The sequence below is a fragment of the Methylobacterium sp. CCH5-D2 genome (genome assembly GCF_001556475.1).
GTDB classification, from domain to species: Bacteria; Pseudomonadota; Alphaproteobacteria; order Rhizobiales; family Beijerinckiaceae; genus Methylobacterium; species Methylobacterium hispanicum.
Genome location: NZ_LSIX01000962.1, coordinates 18,598 through 29,830, shown reverse-complemented (window position 1 = coordinate 29,830; position 11,233 = coordinate 18,598). Strand labels below are relative to the sequence as shown.

Here is an 11,233-nt window from a genome sequence, read left to right as displayed (position 1 = left end):
CGTCGGCATGGAAGTCACCAGCTACGAATCGGCTGAGATCGACACCTTCAACTGAGCCGACGGCCGCTGAAGCGGCCCGTCGGGGCGCCGCCTCTCCGGAGGCGGCGCCCTTTCTCGTTGTGCGAACGCATCGGGGGCCGGGACGCTTGACGCGCCCCGGCCCCCGATGCGTTCCGGCCCCGAGCGATCAGAGGCGGTAGCGGATCTGGTCGGTCCAGAAGCGCTCCAGGCGGCCCAGCGCGACGTTGAGGCGGCCGAAATCGTCCTCCGAGATACCGCCGATCGGCGCGATCGTGCGGGCATGCTTGTCGTAGAGGCCCTGGATGATGTCGTGGATCGCGCGGCCCTTGTCGGTCAGCGAGATCCGCACGGCGCGCCGGTCCGTCTTCGAGCGGGCATGGTGCAGGAAGCCCAGCTCGACCAGCTTCTTCACGTTGTAGGAAACGTTCGAGCCGAGATAGTAGCCCTTGGTGCGCAGCTCGCTCGCGGTGAGCTCCTTGTCGCCGATGTTGTAGAGCAGCAGCGCCTGGACGCTGTTGACGTCCTCGCGGCCCCGGCGCTCGAACTCGTCCTTGATCACGTCGAGGAGGCGGCGGTGCAGCCGCTCCACCAGATGCAGGGCCTCGAGGTAGGCGCCCGCCGCCGGCAGAACCTCGGGGGCGGCGGTCTCGATCGCCTTGGTCGCCTGGGTCTTCATCCTCTGCCTCGCCTGATCCGGTTGTGCCGGCCGCCGCTGTCCGGCGCCGCTTATGGGTTCAACCTAGGTGCCGGGAATGAAAGGCGGTTTAAGCGACAGGATGAATTGGCGATTTACTTCTATGGGTAAACGCAAACTGAAGGGTCGCGACAACTTTCCGTTTACCGCACCTCGCGCGCTGCCGACCAAGACAGGAGGAAGTAGATCAGCACAATACTGATCTGTGCGCCGATCAACGCCACCGGCATCGGCAGCAGCAGCGGCGTGAGCAGCGCGAGCGTCACCGAGGAGGTGACGGCCAACAGCCAGATCACGCCACCCCAGGCGCTGGTCAGCCAGAGCCCGATCGCCGCGGTCGCGTCGATCACCGCGAAGTAGACGATCGCGGCCTGCCGCCCGAAGGGCTCGGCCTCGAAGGGCCGGCCTCCCGGCCACGCGTCGAGGATCTGGATCCAGGACCAGACGCCCTTGGCGAGCCAGATCAGGGCGGTGACGCGCATGAACCAGATCAGCGCCGTGTCCCAGGTGGATTTGCGGGCCGTGGCGCTCCGCTCGATGCGGTCCCCGCCGAGATCGGGCTCGCGTCCGCGTGCCTGCATGCGCATCACCTTGCTGTTCCACCTGCCTCCGCGCGCCCGGCCCGCTTAGAGGGCGCCCCCGGGCTCGCGTCAACCGCGGGGCAGGCTCGCGGCCAGAGGCTTCGACAGGTCCGGCGGATATGCTAGGCCCCGCTGAAGGCCTCAGGCATTCCATCGTTTCCGGTGACCCGAGATGTCGCACGACACGCCCGAACCGCGCCCGCTCGCCGTCGAGGCGGCCCGGACCACGGCCCGCCCCGGCCTCGCCATCACCCAGCGCCCGCGCCGCAACCGCAAGGCCGCGTGGTCACGCCGGCTGATCCGCGAGAACACGCTCACCGTCGACGACCTGATCTGGCCGCTCTTCGTGATCGAGGGCGAGGGACGGCGCGAGCCGATCGCCTCGATGCCGGGCGTCGAGCGCCTGAGCGTGGACGAAATCGTGCGCGATGCGGAGCGGGCGGCCCGGCTCGGCATCCCGGCCGTGTCGTTCTTCCCCTACACCGAGGCGACCCTGCGCGACCCCACGGGCTCCGAGGCCTTGAACCGTGACAACCTCGTCTGCCGGGCCGTGCGGGCGGTCAAGCGCGCGGTGCCGGAGATCGGCGTGATGACCGACGTCGCGCTCGACCCCTACACCAGCCACGGCCACGACGGCCTCCTCGAAGAGGGAGCGATCCTCAACGACGAGACCGTGGCGCTCCTCGTGGAGCAGAGCCTGATCCAGGCCGAGGCCGGCACCGACATCATCGCGCCCTCCGACATGATGGACGGGCGCGTCGGCGCGATCCGGGCGGCGCTCGACAAGGCGGGCTTCCTCGACGTGCAGATCATGGCCTACGCGGCCAAGTACGCCAGCGCCTTCTACGGGCCGTTCCGCGACGCGATCGGCACCAAGGCGGCGCTCGTCGGCGACAAGCGCACCTACCAGATGGACCCGGGCAATTCCGACGAGGCCCTGCGCGAGGTCGCGCTCGATCTGGCAGAGGGCGCGGATTCGGTGATGGTGAAGCCCGGCCTGCCCTATCTCGACATCATCCGGCGGGTGAAGGACGAGTTCGGCGTGCCGACCTTCGCCTATCAGGTCTCCGGCGAGTACGCGATGCTGGAGGGCGCGGCCCGCAACGGCTGGCTCGACGGCGACCGGGCCATGCTGGAGAGCCTGCTGGCCTTCAAGCGCGCGGGCGCGGACGGGGTGCTGACCTACTACGCGCCGCGCGTCGCCGAGCACCTGCGCGCCGGAGCGTGAGCCCGGGCCTGCGCGCCGGCTTCGTGGGCGCGGCGACGCTCGCGGGCCTCCTGGCCGGCCTGGCCACCTGCGAGAACAGCCTGCAGCGCGAGCGCGTCGCCCTCTGCCGCCGCGCCGTGCCGGCCCTGGTTCCCGCGGAAACAGGCCTGCGCATCCTGCGCGCCGGCGCGGGCGCGACGCCCGACAGCGTGCGGATCGACTACGCGGTCGGACCTCGCCCGCACTGGGCGCTCTGCCGCTTCGGCGCAGATACGGAGATCGCGGGTATCACGACGGACCGCCAGAATCTGAGCGGGGCCTCGCTCTACCTTCTCAAGCGGTTCTACCTCGACACGCCGGACGCGGCGGAAGCCGATCCCGGCGAGCGGTGAGGGTCGCACCCTGCTCCGAAGCGGCGGCCGCGCGCCCTGCGGCCTCGCCTCCCCCCTCTGCGGGGAGGGAGAGCGGCGGCGGGGATCTTGAGCACGGCGCCTGCCCTCCCCACCTCATCCTCCGAAAAGAATCCCGCCGCGCGAGGATGCGACACCATGCAGAGCCCCCGCCCCGGTTACGCCCCCCGCTACGACGCGCCCGGCTACCTGCCGCCGGTGCCGTTGCCGGCCGTGCGCGCCAGCCTCGGCGCGCGCTTCTGCGCCTACCTCCTCGACATCGTCTTCATCTTCGGCTTCTCGCTGCTGCTCTGGCTGGCGATCGCCGTGATCGGCCTCGTCACCTTCGGCCTCGGCTGGACCCTGTTCGCCGTGCTGCCGGCGAGCGGCATCATCTACAGCGCGATCACGGTCGGCGGATCGCGCCAGAGCACGCTCGGCATGCGGATGATGGGCCTGCGCGTGGTCGCACCCGAGAGCGGGCGCCCTGTCGACATGCTCACGGCGGCGGTGCACGCCCTGCTGTTCTACGTGGCGATCACGACGTTCCTGCTCTGGTTCGTCGACATGATGTTCGGATTGATGCGCAGCGACCGGCGCCTCGGCCACGACCTCCTGCTCGGCCTCGCGGTCGTGCGGGCCGGTTGAGGCGGTCGATCGGACTGCGACCGCGGGGAGCCGAGAAATATGTTCGGCAACCCTCTCGCCCCATTGAGCGACGGCGGACGGGCGTTACACTTGAGCATCGGCCCGGCGCTGCCGCCGGGTCGCCCGAGGCGATCTGACGCGTGACGAGCCACCCGCGCGATACCCCGCAATTCTACCTCACGGCGCCCTCCCCTTGCCCCTACCTGCCGGGGCAGGAGGAGCGGAAGGTCTTCACCCATCTCGTCGGGCGGCGTGCGCGCGACCTCAACGAGATCCTGACGCAGGGGGGCTTTCGCCGCTCGCAGACCATCGCCTACCGGCCGGCCTGCGAGTCCTGCCGGGCCTGCATCTCGGTGCGGGTGGTGGTGGACGACTTCGCGCCCTCGGCGAGCCAGCGGCGCATCCTCGCCCGCAGCGAGGATCTCGTCGGCGCGGCCGAACCGAACCGGCCGGCCTCCGAGCAGTACGCCCTGTTCCGGCGCTACCTCGACGCGCGCCACGGCGACGGCGGCATGATCGACATGACCGTGCTCGACTACGCCATGATGATCGAGGACAGCCACGTCGACACGCATCTGGTGGCCTATCGCCGCCGTGGGCCCGACACGGCGATCAACGGCCGCGGCAGCGGGCCGCCGGTGGCCTACTGCCTGACCGACGTGCTCGCCGACGGCCTGTCGATGGTCTACTCGTTCTACGATCCTGCCGAGGCGCACCGCTCGCTCGGCACCTTCATGATCCTCGATCACATCGCCCGCGCCCGCGCGCTCGGGCTGCCGTATCTCTATCTCGGCTACTGGGTCGAGGGCTCCCGCAAGATGGACTACAAGGCCCGCTTCCGGCCCCAGGAGCGGCTGATGGGCCAGGGCTGGGTACGGGTGCCGTGAGACCATCGGTGCACGGTGCTTGCATGCGCCGCGCACAGGGGATGATCCCGGCGCTCCGTCACCGCCCTTCCCAAACCCGAGGCGTCGCGTGTAAACGCGCGTCTCAACGACATTCCGACCATCGCGCCCGACCGCGTGGCCCCATCGGGGGACCGTGCGCGACCGGGCGCGTGCCCGTGACAGAAGGCCGAGCATGCCCAAGCGCACCGATATCTCCTCGATCCTGATCGTCGGTGCGGGCCCGATCATCATCGGCCAGGCCTGCGAGTTCGACTACTCGGGGACCCAGGCCTGCAAGGCGCTGCGCGAGGAGGGCTACCGCATCGTCCTCGTCAATTCGAACCCCGCGACCATCATGACCGACCCGGACATGGCGGACGCGACCTATGTCGAGCCGATCACCCCGGAAGTCGTCGCCAAGATCATCGAGAAGGAGCGCCCCGACGCGATCCTGCCGACCATGGGCGGGCAGACGGCGCTGAACTGCGCGCTCTCGCTCCAGAAGATGGGCGTGCTCGAGAAGTTCGGCGTGCAGATGATCGGCGCCACGGCGGAAGCCATCGACAGAGCCGAGGACCGGCACCTCTTCCGCGACGCGATGACCAAGATCGGGCTGGAGACCCCGAAATCGGCGCTCGCCAACGCCTCGGCGGCCAAGAAGGCCGACCGCGAGAAGTACCTCGCCGAGGTCGCCCGCATCGAGGCCGCTAATGCCGAGCCGGAGGCCCGCAAGGCCGCGCTCGCCGCTTTCGAGAACAAGTGGGCGGCGGGCGAATCCGAGCGGCGCAAGCGCTACGGCGAGCACGCGCTCGGCCAGGCGCTGATCGCGCTCGCCGAGGTCGGTCTGCCGGCCATCATCCGCCCGTCCTTCACCATGGGCGGCACCGGCGGCGGCATCGCCTACAACCGGGAGGAGTTCCTCGACATCGTGGAGCGCGGCATCGACGCCTCACCGACGAACGAGGTGCTGATCGAGGAGAGCGTGCTCGGCTGGAAGGAGTACGAGATGGAGGTCGTTCGGGACAAGAACGACAACTGCATCATCGTCTGCTCCATCGAGAACATCGACCCGATGGGCGTCCACACGGGCGACTCGATCACGGTGGCGCCCGCGCTGACGCTCACCGACAAGGAATACCAGGTGATGCGCGACGCGTCGCTCGCGGTGCTCCGCGAGATCGGCGTCGAGACCGGCGGCTCGAACGTGCAGTTCGCGATCGACCCGGCCACCGGCCGCATGATCGTGATCGAGATGAACCCGCGCGTCTCGCGCTCCTCGGCGCTGGCCTCCAAGGCCACCGGCTTCCCGATCGCCAAGGTCGCGGCCAAGCTCGCGGTCGGCTACACGCTGGACGAGATCGCCAACGACATAACGGGGGGCGCGACGCCGGCCTCGTTCGAGCCGACGATCGACTACGTCGTCACGAAGATCCCGCGCTTCGCCTTCGAGAAGTTCCCCGGCGCCGAGCCGACCCTGACCACCGCGATGAAGTCGGTGGGCGAGGCCATGGCGATCGGCCGCTGCTTCGCGGAATCGCTGCAGAAGGCGCTCCGCTCGCTGGAGACGGGGCTCACCGGCCTCGACGACATCGAGATCGAGGGCCTCGGCAAGGGCGACGACCACAACGCCATCAAGGCGGCGCTCGGCACGCCGACCCCGGACCGCCTGCTGAAGGTCGGCCAGGCGCTGCGCCTGGGCGTCAGCGCCGCGGAGGTGCACGCCTCCTGCAAGATCGACCCCTGGTTCCTGGAGCAGCTCCAGGGCATTATCGATCTGGAGAACCGGGTGCGGGCCCACGGCCTGCCCGGCACGGCCGGCGCCTTCCGCCAGCTCAAGGCGGCGGGCTTCTCCGACGCGCGCCTCGCGGTGCTGGCGGGCCTGGAGGAGGCCGAGGTGCGGGAGAAGCGCCGCGCGCTCGCGGTGCGCCCGGTCTTCAAGCGCATCGACACCTGCGCGGCCGAGTTCAAGTCGCCGACCGCGTACATGTACTCGACCTACGTGGCGCCCTTCGCCGGCACGGTCGTGGACGAGGCGCTGCCCTCGGACAAGAAGAAGGTCATCATCCTGGGCGGCGGCCCGAACCGGATCGGCCAGGGCATCGAGTTCGACTATTGCTGCTGCCACGCCTGCTTCGCGCTGTCGGACGCGGGCTACGAGACCATCATGGTCAACTGCAACCCGGAGACGGTCTCGACCGACTACGACACCTCCGACCGGCTCTATTTCGAGCCGCTGACCCAGGAGGACGTGCTCGAGATCATCGAGACCGAGCGGCAGGCCGGCACGCTGCACGGTGTGATCGTGCAGTTCGGCGGGCAGACCCCGCTCAAGCTCGCCCGTGCACTCGAGGCCGCCGGCGTACCGATCCTCGGCACCTCGCCCGACGCGATCGACCTCGCCGAGGACCGCGACCAGTTCAAGCGCCTCCTCGACAAGCTCGGCATGAAGCAGCCGAAGAACGGCATCGCCTACTCGGTCGAGCAGAGCCGGCTTGTGGCGGCCGACCTCGGCCTGCCCTTCGTGGTGCGCCCGAGCTACGTGCTCGGCGGCCGCGCCATGGCGATCATCCGCGACGAGGCGCAGTTCGCCGACTACCTGTTCGACACCCTGCCGAGCCTGATCCCCTCCGAGGTCAAGTCGCGCTACCCGAACGACAAGACGGGGCAGATCAACACGGTGCTGGGCAAGAGCCCGCTCCTGTTCGACCGCTACCTCTCGGACGCGGTCGAGGTGGACGTGGACGCGGTCTGCGACGGGCAGGACGTCTACATCGCGGGCATCATGGAGCACATCGAGGAGGCGGGCATCCACTCGGGCGACTCAGCCTGCTCGCTGCCGCCGCGCTCGCTCAGCGCCGAGATCATCGCCGAGCTGGAGCGGCAGACCAGGGCGATGGCGCTCGCCCTCAAGGTCGGCGGCCTGATGAACGTGCAGTACGCGATCAAGGACGGCACGATCTACGTGCTGGAGGTGAACCCGCGCGCCTCCCGCACGGTGCCCTTCGTCGCCAAGGTGATCGGCGAGCCGATCGCCAAGATCGCCGCCCGCGTAATGGCGGGCGAGGCGCTGGCGAGCTTCGGCCTGAAGCCGAAGACGCTGCAGCACATCGCCGTGAAGGAGGCGGTCTTCCCCTTCGCGCGCTTCCCCGGGGTCGACGTGCTGCTCGGGCCCGAGATGCGCTCGACCGGCGAGGTGATCGGGCTGGATGCCGGCTTCGGCGTCGCCTTCGCCAAGAGCCAGCTGGGTTCCGGCACGCAGGTGCCGAAGGCCGGCGCGGTCTTCGTCTCGGTGCGCGACGGCGACAAGGAGCGCATCCTGCCGGCGGTGCGCCTGCTCGCCGAACTCGGCTTCACCGTGCTCGCCACGAGCGGCACCCAGCGCTTCCTCGCCGAGAACGGCGTGCCGACCGAGCGCATCAACAAGGTGCTGGAAGGCCGCCCGCACGTGGTGGACGCCATCAAGAACGGCGAGATCCAACTCGTCTTCAACACCACGGAAGGCGCCGGCGCGCTCTCGGACTCCCGGTCCCTGCGCCGGGCGGCCCTCTTGCATAAAGTGCCGTACTACACCACTCTAGCCGGCGCGATGGCCGCGGCCGAAGGGATCCGTGCCTACCTCGAAGGCGATCTCCAGGTCCGCGCCCTGCAGGAATATTTCGCGGCCTGACGCTCCGGCTCGCCGGCCGCGAACCGTGAATCCGACCTCTGGCCCGGAGGGAGCGATGCCGCTCCCGTCCGGGCCTATTCATTGTGGCGTGGGACGATGAGCATAGACAAGGTTCCGATCACGACCCGCGGTTACGCCGCTCTCGAGGAAGAGCTGAAGCACCGCCAGCAGGTCGAGCGTCAGCGCATCATCCAGGCGATCTCCGAGGCCCGCGCCCTCGGCGACCTGTCGGAGAACGCCGAGTACCACGCCGCCAAGGAGGCGCAGTCCCACAACGAGGGCCGCGTGATGGAACTCGAGAGCATGATCGCGCGCGCCGAGATCATCGACGTCACGAAGCTCTCGGGCAGCAAGATCAAGTTCGGTGCCACCGTGCAGCTCGTGGACGAGGACACGGAAGAGAAGAAGACCTACCAGATCGTGGGCGAGCCCGAGGCCGACGTGCGCTCGGGCCGCGTCTCGATCACCTCGCCGATCGCCCGGGCGCTGATCGGCAAGGGCGTGGGCGACACCGTCGAGGTGACGACCCCCGGCGGCGGCAAGTCCTACGAGGTCGTCGCCGTCCGGTACGGCGGCTGAGGGGACGATGGCTGGATCCTGGCTGAGACGGCTCGCGCTTCTCGCCGCGGGCACCCTGGCGCTCGCGGGCCCGGTCGCGGCGCAGCCCGGCACCGACACAGGCCACTGGACGCCCGCCTTCTCGGACGTGCAGGTCGACGTGCGTCCGCTGCTCGCTCAGGGCGGCGGCCTGCCGGCCGAGGCGCTCCGGGCTGACCTGACGGCGGCCCTGCGGCGCAGCCTCGCCGACCGCCTCGGCGGCCGGGGCCCGCGCCTCGTCGTGCGCATCACCGGCCTGTCGCAGCGCGCCTACGTGGGCGGCAATGTCGGGCGCGGCGGCCTCGGCGGCGGCAATCAGAGCGACTACCTCGACGGCGAGGCGCTCCTCGTCGATCGCGGCGGCGCCGTGATCGCCCGCCACCCGCAGCTCACGGCGATGCCGTCGAGCTATGGCGGCGCGTGGTACGACCCGGCCAACGAACGGCGCCGGATCGCGGCCATCGCCGACATCTATGCCCAGTGGCTCGGCCGCGAGCTGCCCGGCCGGTGAGCGTGCACGCCCCGACCGAGTCGATGACCGGCCCGCTCGCCGGTACCCGCGCCTGGATCGTCACCGACGGCAAGGCCGGCGACGAGAACCAGTGCGTCGGCATCGCCGAGACGCTGGGGCTCGCGTACGAATTGCGCCGGGTGCCCGCCAACGGCGTCTTCGGCTGGACGGCGCCGTGGGGGCCGATCGACCCGCGCCAGGGCCCGCACCGGCGCAGGGGAGCGCTCGCCGGCCCCTTCCCCGAAATCGTGATCGCCTCCGGGCGGCGCTCCGTGCCCTACATGCGCGCTGTACGGCGCGCCACCGAGGGCCGCACCTTTACGGCCTTCCTGAAGGATCCGCGCACGGGCCAGGACAGCGCCGACTTCATCTGGGTGCCGGACTACGACGATCTGCGGGGGCCGAGCGTCTTCACGACCCTCACCGCCCCCCACCTCGTCACCGCGGAGCGGATCGCCGCGGCGCGAGCCGAGCCCGACCCGCGCCTCGCCGGGCTGGAGCGCCCGCGCGTGGCGGTGCTGATCGGCGGCGACAGCCGGCACCTAAGCTACCGCAAGGCCGACATGCTGCGGCTGACCAGCGACCTGCGCAAGCTCGCCGGCAGCGGCTGCCGCCTGATGGTCACGGTCTCGCGGCGCACCCCGAACCCCCTGCGGGATTCCGTCAAGGCGCTCGCCCACGAGACCGGCGGCTTCCTCTGGGACGGCACCGGCCGCAACCCCTACGTCGCCATGCTGTCGCTCGCCGACGCGATCGTGGTGACATCGGACTCGGCCAACATGGTGAGCGAGGCGGTGAGTACCGGCGCGCCGGTCCTGCTGTTCGACCTGCCGCGCACCTATATCCGGCACAGGCGGATGTTCGCCGGCCTCGCGATCGCGGGGGCGCTCAAGCCCTTCACCGGGCGTTTGGAGGCGCTGAGCTACAAGCCGATCGACGCGACCCCGGTCATCGCCGCCGCGCTGGCGCGCCGCTACGCGGAGCACCGCTCGGCTCACGGTCCGGCATGAGATAGGCTGGCGCGCGCCGCACCACGGATTTCGAGGACACCATGGCCCATACCCACGCCAAGCTCGTGATCATCGGTTCCGGCCCGGCCGGCTACACGGCGGCGATCTACGCGGCCCGCGCCATGGTGGAGCCGCTGCTGATCTCGGGCTTCCAGCCCGGCGGCCAACTCATGATCACGACGGACGTCGAGAACTATCCGGGCTTCGCGGAGGCCATCCAGGGCCCCTGGCTGATGGAGCAGATGCGCGCCCAGGCCGAGCATGTCGGCACGCGGATCGTCTCCGAGTACATCACCGCGGTCGATCTCAAGACCCGGCCCTTCCGGCTGGTCGCAGATTCCGGCGAGACCTATTCGTGCGACGCGCTGATCATCGCGACCGGCGCCCAGGCGAAGTGGCTCGGGCTGCCCTCGGAGGCGAAGTACCAGGGCGGCGGCGTCTCGGCCTGCGCCACCTGCGACGGCTTCTTCTTCCGCGGCAAGGAGGTCACGGTCGTCGGCGGCGGCAACACCGCCGTCGAGGAGGCGCTGTACCTGGCCAACATCGCCAAGCGCGTCACGGTCGTGCACCGCCGCGACGGCTTCCGGGCCGAGCGCATCCTGCAGGAGCGGCTGTTCAAGCATCCGAACGTCGCGGTGATCTGGAACCACGCGGTCGAGGAGATCTGCGGCACGGACAAGCCGGCGCCGACCGTCACCCATCTGCGCCTGAAGGATGTGACGACCGGGGCGATCACCGAGCACCGGACCGACGGCCTGTTCGTGGCGATCGGGCACCAGCCGGCGACTGCGATCTTCGAGGGCCAGCTGCCCATGCGCCAGGGCGGCTACCTCACGGTCCGGCCGGGCACCGCCGAGACCGAGATCCCGGGCGTGTTCGGCAGCTTCTCTGAACCAGGGAAGCCCCCGATGTGTGTGTATTCAAACGCCCGCCCGGCGAACGACGACCGTCCGCGGCCCGTGCTTGAAGCTGCAGCGTAGAGCACATTCAAGACACCCCCGCTTCCTCGTTACGTCCAGGC

11 protein-coding genes are annotated in these 11,233 nt (G+C 70.0%); 9 read left to right on the top strand and 2 right to left on the bottom strand.

Annotation, left to right across the window (positions count from 1 at the left end):
* Window positions 1-187 precede the first annotated feature (187 nt).
* Both AX737_RS26185 and AX737_RS26180 read right to left on the bottom strand, forming a co-directional pair.
* Window positions 188-697 (bottom strand): winged helix DNA-binding protein, encoded by a 510-nt coding sequence (locus AX737_RS26185; RefSeq protein WP_066926576.1) that lies wholly within the window; start codon window positions 695-697, stop codon window positions 188-190.
* A 161-nt stretch (window positions 698-858) separates the two neighbouring features.
* Window positions 859-1,296 carry a DUF6163 family protein gene (locus AX737_RS26180; protein WP_197430724.1) on the bottom strand — a complete coding sequence of 146 codons (438 nt, stop codon included), beginning with the start codon at window positions 1,294-1,296 and terminating at the stop codon, window positions 859-861.
* 172 nt (window positions 1,297-1,468) lie between these two features.
* On the opposite strand from AX737_RS26180, the gene hemB reads away from it, so the two are divergent.
* The 9 genes from hemB to trxB all read left to right on the top strand — a co-directional run bounded on the left by hemB (window position 1,469) and on the right by trxB (window position 11,192).
* Window positions 1,469-2,524, top strand: a complete 1,056-nt coding sequence (gene hemB / locus AX737_RS26175) for a porphobilinogen synthase (RefSeq protein WP_066926573.1) — start codon at window positions 1,469-1,471, stop codon at window positions 2,522-2,524.
* Window positions 2,521-2,895, top strand: a complete 375-nt coding sequence (locus tag AX737_RS26170) for a hypothetical protein (RefSeq protein WP_238229887.1) — start codon at window positions 2,521-2,523, stop codon at window positions 2,893-2,895. Before hemB ends, AX737_RS26170 begins: the two co-directional genes overlap by 4 nt.
* A 156-nt stretch (window positions 2,896-3,051) precedes the next feature.
* The gene (locus AX737_RS26165; RefSeq protein WP_066926571.1) at window positions 3,052-3,540 is read left to right on the top strand and encodes an RDD family protein; all 489 of its coding nucleotides are present in this window, start codon (window positions 3,052-3,054) and stop codon (window positions 3,538-3,540) included.
* A gap of 140 nt (window positions 3,541-3,680) precedes the next feature.
* Entirely contained in the window at window positions 3,681-4,427 is a 747-nt protein-coding gene (locus AX737_RS26160) for an arginyltransferase (protein ID WP_066926569.1), read from the top strand.
* A gap of 193 nt (window positions 4,428-4,620) precedes the next feature.
* Entirely contained in the window at window positions 4,621-8,094 is a 3,474-nt protein-coding gene (carB, locus tag AX737_RS26155) for a carbamoyl-phosphate synthase large subunit (protein ID WP_066926567.1), read from the top strand.
* Window positions 8,095-8,196: 102 nt separating this feature from the next.
* On the top strand, window positions 8,197-8,673 hold the full coding sequence (gene greA, locus AX737_RS26150; protein WP_197430725.1) for a transcription elongation factor GreA: 477 nt from the start codon (window positions 8,197-8,199) through the stop codon (window positions 8,671-8,673).
* A gap of 7 nt (window positions 8,674-8,680) precedes the next feature.
* Window positions 8,681-9,202: a hypothetical protein gene (locus AX737_RS26145; RefSeq protein WP_066926563.1), complete on the top strand. Its 522-nt coding sequence runs from the start codon at window positions 8,681-8,683 to the stop codon at window positions 9,200-9,202.
* A gap of 23 nt (window positions 9,203-9,225) precedes the next feature.
* The gene (locus AX737_RS26140; protein ID WP_082773306.1) at window positions 9,226-10,212 is read left to right on the top strand and encodes a mitochondrial fission ELM1 family protein; all 987 of its coding nucleotides are present in this window, start codon (window positions 9,226-9,228) and stop codon (window positions 10,210-10,212) included.
* A gap of 41 nt (window positions 10,213-10,253) precedes the next feature.
* Window positions 10,254-11,192, top strand: coding sequence for a thioredoxin-disulfide reductase (trxB, locus tag AX737_RS26135; RefSeq protein WP_066926559.1), 939 nt, complete (start codon window positions 10,254-10,256; stop codon window positions 11,190-11,192).
* The last annotated feature ends 41 nt before the right edge of the window (window positions 11,193-11,233 follow it).